14 protein-coding genes are annotated in these 16,820 nt (G+C 70.3%); 10 read left to right on the top strand and 4 right to left on the bottom strand.

Going from position 1 to position 16,820, the window contains the following annotated elements:
* Positions 1 to 126 precede the first annotated feature (126 nt).
* Together ACTXG6_RS36730 and hisG are read left to right on the top strand one after the other, a co-directional pair.
* Positions 127 to 390, top strand: a complete 264-nt coding sequence (locus tag ACTXG6_RS36730) for a phosphoribosyl-ATP diphosphatase (RefSeq protein ID WP_445183924.1) — start codon at positions 127 to 129, stop codon at positions 388 to 390.
* 34 nt (positions 391 to 424) lie between these two features.
* On the top strand, positions 425 to 1,324 hold the full coding sequence (hisG, locus tag ACTXG6_RS36725; protein ID WP_445183923.1) for an ATP phosphoribosyltransferase: 900 nt from the start codon (positions 425 to 427) through the stop codon (positions 1,322 to 1,324).
* 27 nt (positions 1,325 to 1,351) lie between these two features.
* On the opposite strand, the gene ACTXG6_RS36720 is transcribed toward hisG, so the two are convergent.
* Positions 1,352 to 2,308 (bottom strand): RecB family exonuclease, encoded by a 957-nt coding sequence (locus ACTXG6_RS36720; RefSeq protein ID WP_445183922.1) that lies wholly within the window; start codon positions 2,306 to 2,308, stop codon positions 1,352 to 1,354.
* 47 nt (positions 2,309 to 2,355) lie between these two features.
* Positions 2,356 to 5,745 (bottom strand): hypothetical protein, encoded by a 3,390-nt coding sequence (locus tag ACTXG6_RS36715; protein WP_445183921.1) that lies wholly within the window; start codon positions 5,743 to 5,745, stop codon positions 2,356 to 2,358.
* A gap of 320 nt (positions 5,746 to 6,065) precedes the next feature.
* Here ACTXG6_RS36715 and ACTXG6_RS36710 point away from each other — a divergent pair, with 320 nt between their 5' ends.
* Both ACTXG6_RS36710 and arc read left to right on the top strand, forming a co-directional pair.
* The gene (locus ACTXG6_RS36710; protein ID WP_445183920.1) at positions 6,066 to 6,932 is read left to right on the top strand and encodes a tRNA (adenine-N1)-methyltransferase; all 867 of its coding nucleotides are present in this window, start codon (positions 6,066 to 6,068) and stop codon (positions 6,930 to 6,932) included.
* Between the two features lie 127 nt (positions 6,933 to 7,059).
* Positions 7,060 to 8,880, top strand: coding sequence for a proteasome ATPase (arc, locus tag ACTXG6_RS36705; RefSeq protein ID WP_445183919.1), 1,821 nt, complete (start codon positions 7,060 to 7,062; stop codon positions 8,878 to 8,880).
* Positions 8,881 to 8,963: 83 nt separating this feature from the next.
* Here arc and ACTXG6_RS36700 read toward each other — a convergent pair whose 3' ends face one another.
* Positions 8,964 to 9,518 carry a YceI family protein gene (locus ACTXG6_RS36700; RefSeq protein WP_445183918.1) on the bottom strand — a complete coding sequence of 185 codons (555 nt, stop codon included), beginning with the start codon at positions 9,516 to 9,518 and terminating at the stop codon, positions 8,964 to 8,966.
* 109 nt (positions 9,519 to 9,627) lie between these two features.
* Between ACTXG6_RS36700 and ACTXG6_RS36695 the strand changes: the two genes are divergently transcribed.
* The 5 genes from ACTXG6_RS36695 (at position 9,628) to prcA (ending at position 13,786) form a co-directional block, all read left to right on the top strand.
* Positions 9,628 to 10,134, top strand: a complete 507-nt coding sequence (locus ACTXG6_RS36695; protein WP_445183917.1) for a MarR family winged helix-turn-helix transcriptional regulator — start codon at positions 9,628 to 9,630, stop codon at positions 10,132 to 10,134.
* Positions 10,135 to 10,145: 11 nt separating this feature from the next.
* Positions 10,146 to 11,663: a depupylase/deamidase Dop gene (gene dop / locus ACTXG6_RS36690; RefSeq protein ID WP_445183916.1), complete on the top strand. Its 1,518-nt coding sequence runs from the start codon at positions 10,146 to 10,148 to the stop codon at positions 11,661 to 11,663.
* Positions 11,664 to 11,742: 79 nt separating this feature from the next.
* Positions 11,743 to 11,940, top strand: coding sequence for a ubiquitin-like protein Pup (locus ACTXG6_RS36685; RefSeq protein WP_445183915.1), 198 nt, complete (start codon positions 11,743 to 11,745; stop codon positions 11,938 to 11,940).
* Positions 11,941 to 12,032: 92 nt separating this feature from the next.
* The gene (gene prcB / locus ACTXG6_RS36680; protein WP_445183914.1) at positions 12,033 to 12,908 is read left to right on the top strand and encodes a proteasome subunit beta; all 876 of its coding nucleotides are present in this window, start codon (positions 12,033 to 12,035) and stop codon (positions 12,906 to 12,908) included.
* A gap of 50 nt (positions 12,909 to 12,958) precedes the next feature.
* Positions 12,959 to 13,786, top strand: coding sequence for a proteasome subunit alpha (gene prcA / locus ACTXG6_RS36675; RefSeq protein WP_445183913.1), 828 nt, complete (start codon positions 12,959 to 12,961; stop codon positions 13,784 to 13,786).
* A 58-nt stretch (positions 13,787 to 13,844) separates the two neighbouring features.
* On the opposite strand, the gene ACTXG6_RS36670 is transcribed toward prcA, so the two are convergent.
* Positions 13,845 to 15,371 (bottom strand): bifunctional phosphatase PAP2/diacylglycerol kinase family protein, encoded by a 1,527-nt coding sequence (locus ACTXG6_RS36670; RefSeq protein WP_445183912.1) that lies wholly within the window; start codon positions 15,369 to 15,371, stop codon positions 13,845 to 13,847.
* Between the two features lie 63 nt (positions 15,372 to 15,434).
* On the opposite strand from ACTXG6_RS36670, the gene pafA reads away from it, so the two are divergent.
* The gene (pafA, locus tag ACTXG6_RS36665) at positions 15,435 to 16,796 is read left to right on the top strand and encodes a Pup--protein ligase (protein ID WP_445190198.1); all 1,362 of its coding nucleotides are present in this window, start codon (positions 15,435 to 15,437) and stop codon (positions 16,794 to 16,796) included.
* The last annotated feature ends 24 nt before the right edge of the window (positions 16,797 to 16,820 follow it).

Here is a 16,820-nt window from a genome sequence, read left to right as displayed (position 1 = left end):
TGACCAGTGATACTCAGGTGGTGCCACCGGCCGCAGAGCACCGGCCGCCAGCAGACACCCCGCGGTGTCTTGCCCACTTCGGTGGCACGTGACAGCTGACACTTGTGAGGGAAGGGAGCACGCCCCGTGAAGACTTTTGATGGCCTGTTCGCCGAGCTGTCCGACAAGGCGCAGACGCGCCCGGCCGGCTCAGGGACGGTCGCTGCCCTGGATGCCGGCGTGCATGCCCAGGGCAAGAAGCTTCTGGAGGAGGCGGGTGAGGTGTGGCTGGCGGCCGAGCACGAGGCGGACGACCAGTTGGCCGAGGAAATCTCCCAGCTGCTCTACCGGATCCAGGTCGTGATGCTCGGTCGTGGGCTCGGCCTGGAGGATGTCTACAAGTTCCTTTAGCCACAAGATCGTTTCGTTGTCAGGAGAGAAAGTAATGCTCCGCGTAGCCCTGCCGAACAAGGGAACCCTCGCCGAGCCCGCGAGCACGATGATGCGTGAGGCCGGTTACCGGCAACGCACCGACTCCCGGGATCTCAGTGCGCTGGACGAGGAGAACCAGGTCGAGTTCTTCTACCTGCGCCCCAAGGACATCGCCACCTACGTCGGCAACGGCGATCTCAACATGGGGGTGACCGGTCACGACCTGATGGATGAGTCCGGCAGCCCGGTGCGGCAGATGCTCAGGCTCGGGTTCGGCTACTCCAAGTTCCGTTTCGCGGTCTCGGAGAGCAGCGACTGGAAGCTCGAGGACCTGGACGGCAAGAAGATCGCCACCTCGTACCCCCGGCTGGTGCGGGCGCACCTGGCCGGCAAGCGGATCTCGGCGCAGATCGTCAAGCTGGACGGCGCGGTGGAGATCTCCATCCAGCTCGGCCTTGCCGACGCGATCGCCGACGTGGTCAGCTCCGGCCGCACGCTGCGCCAGCACCACCTGAAGGTCATCGGTGACCCGATCGCCGAGTCCGAGGCGACCCTGATCGAGCGCGAGCCGCGCAACGACCGGCGGGACAGCCTGGACACCAAGGGCGAGAAGTCGATCTTCCTGGAGCGGTTGCGCGGCGTCGTGTACGCCCGCCAGTACCTGATGCTGGACTACGACTGCCCGGAGTCGCAGCTCCCGGCCGCGGAGAAGCTCACCCCGGGTCTGACTTCCCCGACGGTTGCCCCGCTGGCCCGCAAGGGTTGGGTCGCGGTGCGGGCGATGGTGCGCACCAACGAGGCCAACCTGGCGATGGACCGGTTGGCCGCGATCGGTTGCACGGCCATCCTGACCTCGCTGATCCGGTCCTGCCGGGCGGTCGACGGCCGCAACGGCGACGAGAACGGGGCCTGACCCCGGCGGTCACCCGGCCTCCGGCGGTTACTCGGCGCGGTCGAGCAGACTCTCCGCGCCGGTGACCGCTGGGTCGGGCTCCGGCCAGCCCGGGTACTCCGGTGGTGTGCCGCCGAAGGCGGGGCACAGCGCCTGGTGGCTGCACCAGTCGCACAGCTTGCTCGGGTTCGGGCGGAAGTCGCCGGACTTGCCGGCCAGCAGGATGGCCGACCACATCGCATCCAGGGTGCGGGCGAAGCGCCGCAGCTCGCCCTCGTCCGGCCGGTAGGTCAGGGCCTCACCGTCGGCCAGATACATCAGCCGCAGCTGGCTGGGCACCACACCCCGGGTGAGCAGCAGCACCAGCGCATAGAACTTCATCTGGAACAGCGCCCTGGCCTCGGCGATCTGGCGCGGCGCCGCCCCGGTCTTGTAGTCGACCACCCGGACCTGCCCGGTCGGGGCCACGTCGAGCCGGTCCACATAGCCGCGCAGCAGCAGCCCGGACTCCATCTCCGCCTCGACGAGCTGCTCGCAGGCCTCGGGCTCGAGCCGGCGCGGATCCTCCAGGGTGAAGTAGGTGTCCAGCAGGGCACCCGCCGACTCCAGCCAGCCGGCAAGCTCCGTCTCCTCGGCGCCCTCGAAGAGCTCGGCCAGCTGAGGCTCGCCGGCCGTGAGCTCGGCCCAGACCGGGTCGAGGAGCTCGCGGGCGCGCGCCGGCAGCCGCTCCTGCGCCGGCAGCCGGTAGAGCCGCTCCAGTACCGCGTGCACGACGGTGCCCCGGACCTGGGCCCGGGTCGGGACCTCGGGCAGCCGGTCGACCGCACGGAAGCGGTAGAGCAGCGGGCACTGCTTGAAATCGCCGGCGCGGGACGGCGACAGCGCCGGCCGACGCCTCGGCCGCTGCGCTGGCGGTGCCTCGACACCGGCGGCGAGCTGCTGAGCAGCGTGCCCCTCGGCGACGCCCTCCGCCGGAGGAGAGGCCGGGGCCGGGGCGGTGTCCATCACGCGGCGAAGCCTAGGCGATACCCCCGACAGCCCTTGGCGGCCGGTCAGTCGTCGCTGCCGCCGGAATCGCCGCCGGAGTCGCTGCTGTCGTCGCTACCACTGTCGTGGCTGTCGCCGCCGGAGTCGCTGCTGTCGTCGCTACCACTGTCGTGGCTGTCGCCGCCCGAGTCACTGTTGCTGTCGTGGCTGTCGGAGTTCGAGTCATCGGAACCGCTGTCGTGACTCGAGTGGCGCGAGGACGAGTGGCTGTCGGAATTGTCGTCGCCCGAGTCGCTGCTCGAGTGCGAGCTTTTGCTGTCGCGGTGGTGTGAGTCGTGGCTGTCCGAGTCGCTGTTGTCGGAGTCGCCGCTGTCCGAATGCTTGCTCGAATGCGAGCTCTTACTACTGGTGTGGCTGTCGGAACCGTCGTCCGAACTCTTGCTCGAGCTCTCACTGCTGAAGTGCGAGATCATCTTCTCGACATCGGAGGATCCGTGGTCCGACGAGTGGCTGTCCGAGTTGCTGCTCTCCGAGTTGCTGCTGTCGGAGTCGTCGGGTGAGCTGTGGCTGGACGACGAGCTCGAGGTGTCGCTGTCGCTGCTGTCCGAGGTCGAGCTGTCCTTCGTCGAGCTGTCCTTGCTCGAACTGTCCTTCGCCGTGGTGTCTTCGGTCGAGCTGGTGGAGCTAGAGCTGGTCGAGTCGTCGCTGGCCTTGCTGCCGGAGTCGCCCGAGTAGTCGCTCGAGTCCACCCCATAGTCCGACATGATCTCCTTGGCTATCTGCGCCTTGGCCGCGTCGGAGGACGAGCTGTCGCTGGAGTCGGAGTGCTCACCGCTGGATGAGCTGGTGGTGTTGTCGTAGTACTGGGTGGGGGAGGACGAGGAGCTGGACTGGCCGGCGTCCTCGGCCGTCTTCTCGTTCATGCTGGCGACCATCGCGTGGGTGATCGCGCTGCCCATGTCACCGGACATCGCCTCGTGGACGATCTGGCGTTCCGCGGCGTCCTTGCTCGTGCCGCCGTCCTGGTAGGAGTAGGTCGGCGTGTTCGTCCTGGGCGTGGCCCCACTGTCGCCGGAGCGGTCCGACGGCCCGATGAACGGGCTGGTCTCGGACACCTTGTCGAACGGCGTGGTGACCGGTTGGTCGCCGCCCTCGAACGTCGGCGACTCGGAACCCGGCGCGACGCTGTTGCCCTGCTGGCTCGGGGCGGGCCCGCCGACGCTCGGCGCGGTGCCGCCGCCGGTGGGCTGCCCGACGCCGTCGAGCGGTTGGGTGCCCCTGCCGGCGGGTGCGGTGGGACCGGCCCCCGGCGCGGCTGCTTCGCCACCGGCCGGAGCGGGCGAGGAGGGCTGGGTGATGCCGTCCAGCGGCGCGGCGTTGCTGCCGACCGCGCCGTTGACCGGACCGGGCTGTGTCGCGCCGGCGCCGTTCGCGCCGCCGTTGGCGGGAGCTCCGCCGGCTCCGCCGCTGGCGGGGCCGCCGTTCGCGGGAGCTCCGCCCGCGCCGGGCGCGCCGCCCGCGCCGGGCGCCGGGGCGGTGGGCTGCCCGCCGCTGGCGGGGCCGCCGTTCGCGGGAGCTCCGCCCGCGCCGGGCGCCGGGGCGGTGGGCTGCCCGCCGCCCGCGGCATTGCCGGCTCCGTTTGCGGTGTCGCCTACGGCATGGCCGGCTCCGTTGGCGGCGCCACCTACGGCGTGGCCGGCTCCGTTGGCGGCGCCGCCTACGGCGTGGCCGGCTCCGTTGGCGGCGCCGCCTACGGCGTGGCCGGCTCCGTTGGCGGCGCTGCCGACCGCGCCGCCGGCTTGTGCCCCCGCGGCGGGTGCCGGTGCCGCGGGTGCGGCGGGTGCCGGTGCGCCGGGCGCGGGTGCGGGTGCGGGTGCGGCGGGCGCGGGTGCGGCGGCCGGTGCCGGTGCGGCGGGTGCGGGTGCGGCGGGTGCGGCGGGTGCGGGTGCGGCGGGTGCGGGTGCGGCGGGTGCGGCGGCGGGCGCGGGTGCCGGTGCGGCGGCAGGTGCTGGTGCGGCGGCAGGTGCTGGTGCGGCGGCGTGCGGGACTGCCCCGCCGACGGCGTTGCCGGCGCCGGTGGCGGCCTGGCCGACGGCGTTGCCGGCTCCGTCGACGGCGCCGCCGACCGCGTGGCCGGCTCCGCCGACGGTGCTGCCCACTGCTCCGCCGGCGGCGGGCGCGGGTGCGGGTGCGGCGGGCGCAGGTGCCGCGGCGGCGGGCGTGGGTGCGGCGGGTGCCGGTGCGGCGGCGGGTGCGGGTGCTGGAGCCGCCGCGGGTGCGGGAGCGGCGGGTGCGCCCGGGCCGCGCACCCCGGGCACGGTCTTCGCCGCGTCGCCGAGCGGGTTGCCGGTGGGCGCCGAACCGGGGATGTCCGGGCCGGCGGCCAGGATCTCCGGGCTCTGCGGCACCTCGGGGCGGGACCGCCCGGGGTTCGGCGGTGCGCCGTTGCCGATGTCCTGGCGGTCCTTGTCGTCGCGGTCCTTCGGCGAGATCACCTCGGGGCGGGTGGGCTGGCCGCCCAGCGGGTTCGGATCCCGTGAGGTGTTGTTGCTGTCCGGGTGTTCGATCAGCTGGTCGACCAACGAGGTGATCGACTTGGTGGCGTTGTCGTCGTCCGGCAGCGGTGTCGCCATGGCCTGGTGCAGGTCCTGGCGCAGGTTGTCGAGCTCGTCCTGCTGGGAGTCCTTCTGTCGCTGGCGCATGTCGCGCTGCGCGGTGAGCTGCTGTGCCGCACTGGTCTCGGCGGGGGAGAGCTGCCGGTGCTGGGGGACGTCGTCGATCGCCTCGTCCAGGCTGCTGACGTGGTCCTCGGTGTCGGCCAGGCGCTGGTTCGTGTCCTGCATCGACTTCCAGGTGGCCAGTTCGGAGGCGAGCGCGGCGCGCTGCTGCTCGAGCAGCGTCCGCCGCGAGGTGAGGGCGCGGACCGGGGCCGGCACCGGGTCGGGACGCTTGGCGACCGGCAGCGCCTCCCAGCTCTGCTGGGTCTTCGTCACGACCTGGAGCTGGCTGTCCAGCGAGGCGAGCGTGACCTGGGCCTGCTGGGCCCACTGCTGCTCTGCCTGCGGTGTCGAGGCCAGCCAGGGGGACTCGGCGACGGCGGCACTCGGCGCACCCAGCGGGGAACTCGCGGCCATCAGGCCGCCACCGGTCACCAGCAGGCCGGCGGAGCCGAGCACGGCGACCGCGCGGCACCGCCGGGCGGCGGCCGTCGCGAGCTGGCGCCGGCGCTGGGCCACGCCGGGCAGCGGGGCCAGCGGCGGCAACGGGAGCGGCGGGGTGGGCAGCGGGAGCGGCGGGGCACTGGCGGAGCGGTGGATACCTTCACGGCGCATCTGCCGGGCGATGGCCCGGTGCGCCGCGGTGCAGTATTTGCGTTGCGGGCGGCCGTCGGGTTCCGACTCGATAACGACATAGCAGCCTGGAAGCGCGCAGCGTCGACTGTCGGTGATTGACATCGTCCCCCGTCCAACCGAGAAGTCCAGGCCAAATCCCCGCCAGCCACGCCGGAGTTGCCTGTATCAAGGCGCGCGTTACCGGCGGTGGATTGCCAGCCCCCGACTCTCCATCCGAGCAAGGTCAACATATCGGACGAATCGATGAGTGTCACTAGGCCGAGGGCGGGGATATTAGTTGACGCTAGGTAGGCGTTTGCCTACGGTAATCTGCCTTCGAACCAATTTGGGTGCTAATCGTTGCACTCATTCAAGAGTTCGGAAGTCATTCGGCAGGCCCCGTTGAGAAGTCGACAAGTCCGGTCGCGATAGCGTTCTGCTCCATGTCTGGCCCCGTTCCCGGTGTTCCCGCTGCCCTCGCTCCCGTCGCCGTGAGCGGCCCGTTCGGCCCGGGGGACCGGGTGCAGCTGACCGACCCCAAGGGGCGTCGTTACACCCTGGTCCTCGAGTCCGGCGGGCAGTACCACACCCACCGGGGCGCGATCGCGCACGACGAGCTCATCGGCGGCCCGGAGGGCAACGTGGTCACCTCCACCGCCGGCACCTCGTACCTGGCGTTCCGGCCGCTGCTGCCCGACTACGTGCTGTCCATGCCCCGGGGCGCGCAGGTGATCTACCCGAAGGACGCCGCGCAGATCGTGATGTGGGGTGACATCCGCCCCGGGGCGCGAGTGCTGGAGGCCGGGGCGGGGTCGGGGGCGCTGGCATGCTCGCTGCTGCGGGCGGTCGGCGAGGGCGGCGAGGTTATTTCGTATGAAGTTCGCCAGGACCACGCCGAGCACGCTGTCCGGAACGTGGAGCGGTTTTTCGGAGCGTCACCACCCAACTGGACCTTGCATGTTGACGACGTTTCTGGCTACGTCGGCGAGGTCGACCGGGTCGTCCTGGACATGCTGGCGCCGTGGGAGGTGCTGCCCGCGGTCACCGCGGCGCTGTTGCCCGGCGGCGTGCTGACCATCTACGTGGCGACCACGACGCAGCTGTCCAAAATCACCGAGAGCTTGCGTGAGCAGCAGTGTTGGACCGAACCGCAGGCCTGGGAGACGTTGATGCGGCCGTGGCACGTCGTCGGACTTTCGGTGCGGCCCGAGCATCGCATGATCGGTCACACGGCGTTCTTGTTGACCACGAGAAGGCTCGCCGACGGGGTAGCGCCGCCCCGTCCGCAGCGCCGGCCGACCGGCCGATGAGTCCGGGGGGTTATCGCAGAGTGACGTCAAGCTGTCATCTGGCTGAGTGCTGGATCACCGGACTGACGTACTACGCCAAAGCCTAGCTACAGGTACCGTATGGAAACGGAACACGGAGGGAGGCGCCGTGAACCACTACGAAGGCCCTGGAGGGCATCAACCGGATGAGCGGGAACTCAGTTCCGCGGAACTGACGGCCCAGATCAGGTTCCTCGAAGATGAGGTATCCCTGCTACGCCGCAAGCTGACCGAGTCGCCGAGGCACGCACGGATCCTCGAACAGCGTCTCGCCGAGTCGGCCAGCCGGTTGTCGCAGCTGAGCGCCCGCAACGAGAAGCTCACCGAGACGCTGCGCGAAGCTCGCAGCCAACTGGTGGCGCTACGCGAGGAGGTAGACCGACTCGCCCAGCCGCCGAGCGGCTACGGCGTGTTCTTGTCCGGCTACGAGGACGGCACTGTCGACGTCTTCACCGCCGGTCGGCGGATGCGGGTGGCGGTGTCGCCCGCGGTGGAGCTGGTCGAGCTCGGCAAGGGCCAGACGGTCCGGCTGAACGAGGCCCTCACCGTCGTCGAGTCGGGTGACTTCGAGCGGACCGGCGAGGTGTGCGCACTTCGTGAGGTTCTGCTCGACGCGCCCAACTCGGAGGGTGAGCAGCTCGCGGCGCGCGCGCTGGTCGTCGGGCACGCGGACGAGGAGCGCGTCGTCTGGTTGGCGGAACCGCTGCTCGCGGGGCCGAACAACCCGGACGCCGTGCCACTCAAGCCGGGTGACTCGCTGCTGGTGGACACCAAGGCGGCGTATGCCTACGAGCGGGTACCGAAGGCCGAGGTCGAAGACCTCGTGCTGGAGGAAGTCCCGGACGTGGCCTACGAGGACATCGGTGGTCTCGGTCGGCAGATCGAACAGATCCGCGACGCGGTCGAGCTGCCGTTCCTGCACGCCGAGTTGTTCCGCGAGTACGAGCTGCGCCCGCCCAAGGGTGTCCTGCTCTACGGCCCGCCAGGCTGTGGCAAGACGCTCATCGCCAAGGCGGTGGCGAACTCGCTGGCCAAGAAGGTCGCCGAGGCACGTGGTGAGAGCAGCCACGATGCCAAGTCGTTCTTCTTGAACATCAAGGGCCCGGAGCTGCTCAACAAGTTCGTCGGCGAGACCGAGCGGCACATCCGGCTCATCTTCCAGCGGGCTCGGGAGAAGGCGTCCGAAGGCACCCCGGTGATCGTGTTCTTCGATGAGATGGACTCGATCTTCCGGACCCGTGGCTCCGGGGTCTCCTCCGACGTGGAGACCACCATCGTGCCGCAGCTGCTCAGCGAGATCGATGGCGTTGAGGGCCTGGAGAACGTGATCGTGATCGGTGCCTCGAACCGTGAGGACATGATCGACCCGGCCATCCTGCGACCCGGCCGGCTCGACGTGAAGATCAAGATCGAGCGTCCGGACGCCGAAGCGGCCAAGGACATCTTCTCCAAGTACCTCACCGACACGTTGCCCATCCACGCCGACGACATGGCCGAATTCGGGGGCAGTCGCACTGCCTGCGTCGACGCCATGATCCAACGAGTGGTCGAGCGGATGTACACGGAAACCGAGGACAACCGTTTCCTCGAGGTCACCTATGCGAATGGTGACAAGGAGGTGCTGTACTTCAAGGACTTCAACTCCGGTGCCATGATCCAGAATATCGTGGACCGGTCGAAGAAGGCCGCGATCAAGTCAGTGCTGGAAAGTGGCCAGCGCGGCTTGCGGGTGCAGCACCTGCTGGACGCCATCGTCGACGAGTTCGCCGAGAACGAGGACCTGCCCAACACCACCAACCCGGATGACTGGGCACGGATCTCGGGCAAGAAGGGTGAGCGCATCGTCTACATCCGCACCCTGGTGACCGGCAAGAGCGCGGAGTCGGGTCGAGCGATCGACACCGCGTCGAACACCGGTCAGTACCTGTAGGACTCGAACGCCGAACGCCCGCCGCCCCGAACCAGGTTCGGGACGGCGGGCGTTTTGTGTCTGTGCTGGCGGTCGGCCGGCGGTCAGCCGGCGCGCAGCACGCCCTGGATGTCCAGCTGGATCTGGATCTTGTCGGAGACGACCACGCCGCCGCCGTCCAGCGGCAGGCTGATGTCGATGCCGAAGTCGCTGCGGTTGATGGTCGCGGTGGCGGAGAACCCGGAGCGGGTTCCGCCGTAGGCGTCCGGGCCACTGCCGGTGAGCTCCAGCTGCAGCGGCACCGACCGGGTCACCCCGTGCAGGGTGAGCTCGCCCTCGAGTACGTGGTCACCGCCGTCGGCGTGCACGCCGGTGGACCGGTAGGTCATGGTCGGGTGGGTCGCCACGTCCAGGAAGTCGGCAGAGCGGATGTGTTCGTCGCGCTGGTCGTTGTTGGTGGTCACCGAGGCCAGATCGACCGATGCAGTGACCGAGGAGTCGAGGAATCGCTCGCCGGTGACGATCTCGCCGGAGAAGGAGGTGAACCGGCCGCGGACCTTGCTCACCATCATGTGCCGCGCGGCGAACGACACTTCGGAGTGGACGGGGTCGATGTCCCATGTCCCGGCGGCCACGGACACGGTTTCGGTGGTACTCATTCGGGTGTCTCCTCGGTGTGTCGAAATTCGGGTTGGCACGTTGCGGGGTCGCTGAGCGACACTGACACTGGTCCCAACACATTGAGAGTTCAACTATTCCGGAGGTGACGTGGCTCACACGCGGTGGCTCAACGATGATGAGCAACGCACCTGGCGTGCCTTCCTGGCGGCGAACAAACTGCTGATGGATTGTCTGGACCGCCAGCTGCAGCACGAGGCCGGTATCCCGCACACGTACTACGAGATCCTGGTGCGGCTGTCCGAGGTACCCGGCCGGGCGCTGCGGATGTCGGACCTGGCCGCCACGTCGATGTCCTCGCGCAGCCGGTTGTCGCATGCCGTCGCCCGAATGGAGGAGACCGGCTGGGTGCGGCGGCGGGAGTGCGCCACCGATCGCCGAGGTGCGGTGTGCGAGCTGACCGACGCCGGGCTGCAGGCGATCAAGACCGCCGCGCCGGGCCACGTGGAGACCGTTCGGACCAACCTGTTCGACCAGATCACCCCGGAGCAGGTCGGCCAGCTGAGGGCGATCAGCGAGTCGGTGGCCAGGCACCTCGACGCGGACGGTCGGCTCGAATACCTCCTGACTGAGCCGGTTCAGGCGCGGAGCGATTAGGCTCGGTACCCATGAGTGCTCGGCGGATCATGGGTACCGAGGTGGAGTACGGGATCTCGGTTCCCGGCGACCCCACCGCGAACCCGGTCATCACCTCCACGCAGGTGGTATTGGCGTACGCGGCGGCAGCGGAGTTGCCCCGGGCGAAGCGGGCCAGGTGGGACTACGAGGTGGAGTCGCCGCTGCGCGACGCCCGCGGCTTCGACCTGTCCACCCCGAGCATCCCGACCAGCCCGGACTCCGACCTGGACGACCTCGGCGCGGCGAACGTCATCCTGACCAACGGGGCCCGGCTCTACGTCGACCACGCCCACCCGGAGTTCTCCACCCCCGAGGTGACCACCCCGAGGGACATCGTGATCTGGGACAAGGCCGGCGAACGGGTGATGGAGGAGGCCGCGATGCGCTCGGCCACCGTGCCCGGTGCGCCGCGGATCCAGCTGTACAAGAACAACGTGGACGGCAAGGGCGCCAGCTACGGCAGCCACGAGAACTACCTGATGTCCCGGTCCACCACCTTCCCCTCGATCATCACCGGGCTCATCCCGTTCTTCGCCTCCCGGCAGGTGGTGTGTGGTTCGGGCCGGGTCGGCATCGGCCCCGGCGGCGACGAGGCGGGCTACCAGCTCACCCAGCGCTCGGACTACATCGAGGTCGAGGTCGGGCTGGAGACCACCCTCAAACGCGGCATCATCAACACCCGCGACGAACCGCACGCCGACGCCGACAAGTACCGCCGGCTGCACGTCATCATCGGCGACGCGAACCTCGCGGAGACCTCCACCTTCCTGAAGGTGGGCACCACCGCGCTGGTGCTCGACATGATCGAGGCCGGTCAGCGGTTCGACGACCTGCGCCTCGCGGAGCCGGTGCGCTCGGTGCACGCCATCAGCAGGGACCCCGGCCTGCAGGCGAAGGTGGAGCTGGCCGACGGCCGCAAGATGACCGGTCTCGACCTGCAGTGGGCCTACCACGAGCGGGCCGTCGCACACGTGGCCCGCACCCAGGGCGAGCAGGTGGACGAGGTGACCGCCGAGGTCATGACGACCTGGGGCGACGTGCTCGACGCCCTCGGCCGGGACCCGATGGAGTGCGCCGACCGGCTCGACTGGCCGGCCAAGCTGCGGCTGCTGGAGGGCTACCGGGCCCGGGACGGGCTGGCCTGGTCCTCGCCCCGGCTGCAGCTGGTCGACCTGCAGTACTCGGACGTGCGGATGGGCAAGGGCCTGTACAACCGCCTGGTGGCCCGCGGCTCGATGAAGCGGCTCGTCACCGAGGACGAGGTCATCGACGCCATGCGCAAGCCACCTGAGGACACCAGAGCCTATTTCCGGGGCCGCTGCCTCGAGCGGTACCCCGCCGCGGTGGCGGCCGCGTCCTGGGATTCGGTCATCTTCGACCTGGGCCGGGAGTCGCTGGTACGGATCCCGACACTGGAGCCGTTGCGCGGTACGCGCAACCATGTGGGCAAGTTGATCGACGCCTCGGAGACGGCCGAAGAACTGGTGGCCGCACTCACCCGAGGATGAGCCTCAAAGTTCGGCGGGTGTTTCCGTGCTCGGCTGGGTAGTGTTCTAGCCAGCAGGACCCACTCAACCGGGAGGCGTCATGGCCCAGGAGCAGACCACGCGACAGGGTGGCGGAGACGGCGATGGCGACGAGGACGGTGGCGCCGCGCCGGCCGGCCAGGAGCGTCGTGAGAAGCTGGGCGAGGATGTCGACACGATCTTGGACGAGATCGACGACGTGCTCGAGGAGAACGCCGAGGACTTTGTCCGGGCGTACGTCCAGAAGGGTGGCGAGTAGCCACCGCCCGCACGTGTACGGTGCCGCCGAGTCGGCGGCACCGTCATCAGCCCGAGTAAGCCGCTGACCGAGCCGAAGGAGCAACACCACCGATGGATCCCAGGTCGGCGCGGGGGCCGCTCAACCCGGTCAGCACCGCACTGCCCGCCGAGTACTTCACCCCAGGGGTGTCCTCGTTCGCCGATTTCGTGGCGAGCACCGCCCCGCACCTGCTGCCAGGGCGGCTGCCGCCCGGCGGTGTGGTCGGGGACGGCGCCGGGCTGGGCCAGGAAGTCCGGCACGGCACCACGATCGTCGCGCTGACCTTCGCCGGCGGGGTGCTGATCGCCGGTGACCGGCGGGCCACCGCGGGAAACATGATCGCGCAGCGGGACATCGAGAAGGTGTTCATCACCGACAACTACTCCTCGGTCGGCATCGCCGGCACCGCCGGCATCGCCGTGGAGCTGGTCCGGCTGTTCACCGTCGACCTCGAGCACTACGAGAAGATCGAGGGCGTGCCGCTGTCCCTGGACGGCAAGGTGAACAAGCTGGCCGGCATGGTGCGCGGGAACCTCGGCGCGGCCATGCAGGGCCTGGCGGCGATCCCGCTGTTCGTCGGGTTCGACACGGACGCCACCGACCCGGCCAGGGCGGGGCGCATCGTCAGCTTCGACGTGGTGGGCAGCAAGTCCGACGAGATCGGCTACCACGCGGTGGGCTCCGGCTCCCTGTTCGCCCGGTCCGCGTTGAAGAAGCGGCACGACCCCTCGGCCGACATGAGCGCCGCGATCCGGACCGCCATCGAGGCGCTCTACGACGCCGCCGACGACGACACGGCGACCGGGCCCCCCGACCTGTCCCGCAACATCTACCCGCTGGTCCTCACCATCACCGCCGCCGACGGTGCCGTGCGCCAGCCGGACGGCGAGATCGGCGAGGTCGCCCGCGCGGTGGTCGCCGACCGGCTCATCCGCCCCGGCGGCTAGCCGACCCCGCCCCGCAAGCCACCCCGGAACGACGACCCAGGAGCACCAGAGTGACGCTGCCGTTCTACGCCTCGGCCGAGCAGGTCATGCGCGACCGCTCGGAGCTGGCCCGCAAGGGCATCTCCCGGGGGCGCAGTGTCACCGTGCTGACCTACGCCGGCGGCGTGCTGTTCGTGGCGGAGAACCACTCCACCGCGCTGCACAAGGTCTCCGAGATCTACGACCGGATCGGGTTCGCGGCGGTCGGCCGGTACAACGAGTTCGAGAACCTGCGCACCGCGGGTATCCGGCTGGCCGACGTGCGCGGCTACTCCTACGACCGGCGCGACGTCACCGGCCGATGGCTGGCCAACGCGTACGCGCAGACCATGGGCGCGATCTTCACCGAGCAGCAGAAGCCCTTCGAGGTGGAGCTGTGCGTGGCCGAGGTGGGGACCACGGCGGCCTCCGACCAGCTCTACCGGATCACCTATGACGGCTCGATCAGTGACGAGCCCGGGTTCGTGGTGATGGGCGGGCAGACCGAGCCGATCAGCGCGAAGCTCCGCGAGTCCTACCAGGACGGCCTTGAGCTGGCCGCCGCGGTCGGCGTCGCGGTGCGCGGGCTGCAGTCGGCCTCGCCCGGCCCGGCGGCGGCCGGCTCGTCCGCCAACGCCCCCGCCGCCGAGCGGGTGCTCGGGGTGAGTGCCCTGGAGGTCGCGGTGCTCGACCGCAGCCGGCCCCGGCGGGCGTTCCGGCGGCTCACCGGGGCGGCGCTGGCGGCGCTGCTGCCCGAGGAGAACCGCGAGAAGCCCGCTGAGAGCGACGAGAAGGCCGCGGCGGGCGAGCAGGCAGACGGACAGGGCGGCGGGTCCAACGGCGCGTCAGCGGAGTCCTGAGCGCCGCTAACAGGCACCGGGAAGACGCCGTCCGCGAGCCGGTGTCTTCCTTCAGGTCTCACCAGGGGTTGTACGGCCGGTCCCGGTTCGCCCAGCGGGGGTTCTCCTCGTCACGGCGGTAGACCGGCACCGGCCTCGGCTCGACCTCGAAGACGAACCGGTGGGCCCGCTCGACCACCTCACCGTCCGCGGCGAGCTGCGACGGCGCGGTGAGCGTCACGTCCAGGCTGGTCACCTCGCGCTGGCCGTACACCCTGCTGTGCGCGAGCCCGGCGAAGGCCAGCGCGAAGAACGCCCGCAGCCGGGAGAACCGGATGTCGGCGCGCAGCCAGCGCACGTCGAGCAACCCGGTGTCCAGTTGCGGCCGCCACGCCGGCACCATGCCGCGCGGGTGGTAGGGGCCGTTGCCGACGAACAGGATCCACATCGAGTGCTGGACCCCGTCCAGCCCGACCTCGACCGGCGTGGCCTTGCGCAGCACGGCGACCAGGGCGGCGACGAAAGCCGGCCACTTGCCCCAGCGGGTCTCCCAGCGCTCGCGCAGCCGGACCAGGTCGGAGTAGCAGCCGAGGCTCGCGGTGTTGAGGAAGTGCCGGGTGGTCGTGTTGTTGCCGTTGGCTCCGTTGTCTCCGTACACCCGCACCGCGCCGAGGTCCACCGCGACTGCCTCGCCGGCGCCGCTGGCGTCCACCGCCTCCTGCAGGTCGTACACGCCGACGTCCCTGGCGAAGTGGTTCAAGGTCCCGGCCGGCACCAGGACCAGCGGCAGCCGGTGCCGGGCGGCCAGTGCCACCACGGTGGCGACCGTGCCGTCGCCGCCGGCCGCCCCGAGTGCCCGGACCGCGCCGTTGGCCGAGACCAGCAGCTCCTCGAGCTCCCCGACCAGGTCCCGGCCCCTGGCCATGACCACCACGGTGGCGGCGGGGAAGGCCTTGCGGATCTGGTCGGTCGGGTCGAACGCCGGGTCTCCGGACATCGGGTTCACCGCGATCAGCAGGCCTTCGCCGTCCGGCAGCTCGGGCACCCGGTCCAGCGGGCGGGCGGCCGCCTCGTCGGAACCGCGGACCGGCCACCAGCGGCGGGTGAGCAGCGCGGCGCCGGTGCCGACCGCGGCGCCGGCCAGCACGTCGGAGCTCCAGTGCACGCCGACGTGCACCCGGGAGTAGGCAACGGCCGCGGCCACCGGGACGACCGCCAGCCCGGCTCGCGGGCTCTCCATCGCGACCGCGGTGGCGAACGCGGCGGCCGACGCGGCATGCCCGGACGGGAACGAGCTCGACGTCGGGCGGCGCCGCAGGCTGCGCTGCGCCGGCATACCGGCGTCCGGTGGCCGGCGCCGGGGGAGCAGCGGCTTGAGTACTCCATTAGCGGTAACGCTGGCACCCAGAATCGCGATCAGGCCGCGCATCGCGCCGCGCCGGGTCACCCCGACCCTCGTCGCCAGTACGGCGGCGATGCTGAACCAGAGCAGGCTGTGGTTCGCCGACCTGGTCAAACGCTTGAGGCTGGGGTCGACGCCGGAGAGGGGTAATGCGGCCACCCTGGCCTGGACGGCGCGGTCCGACCAGTCAACAAATTTCGCCACCCGGCGGAACCACTCGGTCACAGGGTCGACAGTACGGGCCACCCAACGCTTACGCTGATGCGCATGCAGCGGCGGATATTTGGCGTGGAGACCGAGTTCGGGGTCACCTGCACCTTTCACGGCCAACGGCGGTTGTCTCCGGACGAGGTTGCGCGGTACCTCTTCCGCCGGGTGGTGTCCTGGGGGCGTTCCTCGAACGTCTTCCTGCGCAACGGCTCGCGGCTCTACCTCGACGTCGGCTCGCACCCGGAGTACGCGACCGCGGAGTGCGACTCGCTGACCCAGCTGGTCGCGCACGACAAGGCCGGCGAGCGGATCCTGGAGGATCTGCTGGTCGACGCCGAGCGCCGGCTGGTCGACGAGGGCATCGGCGGCGACATCTACCTGTTCAAGAACAACACCGACTCGGCCGGCAACTCCTACGGCTGCCACGAGAACTACCTGGTCGCACGGGCGGGTGAATTCTCCCGCATCGCGGACGTGCTGCTGCCCTTTCTGGTCACCCGCCAGCTGATCTGTGGCGCCGGCAAGGTGCTGCAAACCCCGCGCGGCGCGGTGTACTGCCTGTCCCAGCGCGCCGAGCACATCTGGGAGGGCGTCTCCAGCGCCACCACCCGGTCCCGCCCGATCATCAACACCCGGGACGAGCCGCACGCCGACGCCGAGCGCTACCGCCGGCTGCACGTGATCGTCGGCGACTCGAACATGTCCGAGGTGACGACCCTGCTCAAGGTCGGGTCCGCCGCACTGGTGCTGGACATGATCGAGCACGGCGTGCAGTTCCGGGACTTCACCCTGGACAACCCGATCCGGGCGATCCGGGAGATCAGCCACGACCTGACCGGCAAGCGCCCGGTGCGCCTCGCCGGCGGCCGCGAGGCCAGCGCGCTCGACATCCAGCGCGAGTACTACGCCCGCGCGGTGGAGCACGTGGCCAGCCAGGGCCGGGCCGACGACACCACCGAGCGGGTCCTGGAGCTGTGGGGCCGCACGCTGGACGCGGTGGAGAGCCAGGACCTCTCCAAGATCGACCGGGAGATCGACTGGGCGATCAAGCACCGGCTGGTGGAGCGCTACCGCGAACGCAACAACATGGAGCTGTCCAACGCCCGGATCGCCCAGCTCGACCTGGCCTACCACGACATCCGCCGCGGCCGGGGGCTCTTCGACATGCTGCAGCGCAAGGGCATGGTCGAGCGGGTCACCGACGACGGCGAGATCGAGGCCGCGAAGGACACCCCGCCGCAGACCACCCGGGCCAAGCTGCGCGGTGACTTCATCGCCGCCGCCCAGGCCGCCGGCCGCGACTTCACCGTCGACTGGGTACACCTGAAGCTGAACGACCAGGCGCAGCGCACCGTGCTGTGCAAGGACCCGTTCCGCTCGGTCGACGAGCGGGTGGACCGGCTGATCGCGTCGCTGTAACGGTCAGTCGGCCACGCCGCGCGG

The sequence above is a fragment of the Pseudonocardia sp. Cha107L01 genome (assembly GCF_052566575.1).
Note: the sequence above shows the minus strand (reverse complement) of the source record. Positions and strands in the feature narration are given on the sequence as shown.

What these genes read in the sequence shown, in the direction of transcription:
- ACTXG6_RS36685 (WP_445183915.1), top strand. Translation starts at nt 11,743, where the DNA reads ATGGCCCAGGAGCAGACCACGCGACAGGGTGGCGGAGACGGCGATGGC.
- ACTXG6_RS36710 (WP_445183920.1), top strand. Translation starts at nt 6,066, where the DNA reads ATGTCTGGCCCCGTTCCCGGTGTTCCCGCTGCCCTCGCTCCCGTCGCC.
- prcB (WP_445183914.1), top strand. Translation starts at nt 12,033, where the DNA reads ATGGATCCCAGGTCGGCGCGGGGGCCGCTCAACCCGGTCAGCACCGCA.
- ACTXG6_RS36715 (WP_445183921.1), bottom strand. Translation starts at nt 5,745, where the DNA reads ATGTCAATCACCGACAGTCGACGCTGCGCGCTTCCAGGCTGCTATGTC.
- ACTXG6_RS36700 (WP_445183918.1), bottom strand. Translation starts at nt 9,518, where the DNA reads ATGAGTACCACCGAAACCGTGTCCGTGGCCGCCGGGACATGGGACATC.
- ACTXG6_RS36720 (WP_445183922.1), bottom strand. Translation starts at nt 2,308, where the DNA reads ATGGACACCGCCCCGGCCCCGGCCTCTCCTCCGGCGGAGGGCGTCGCC.
- pafA (WP_445190198.1), top strand. Translation starts at nt 15,435, where the DNA reads ATGCAGCGGCGGATATTTGGCGTGGAGACCGAGTTCGGGGTCACCTGC.
- dop (WP_445183916.1), top strand. Translation starts at nt 10,146, where the DNA reads ATGAGTGCTCGGCGGATCATGGGTACCGAGGTGGAGTACGGGATCTCG.
- hisG (WP_445183923.1), top strand. Translation starts at nt 425, where the DNA reads ATGCTCCGCGTAGCCCTGCCGAACAAGGGAACCCTCGCCGAGCCCGCG.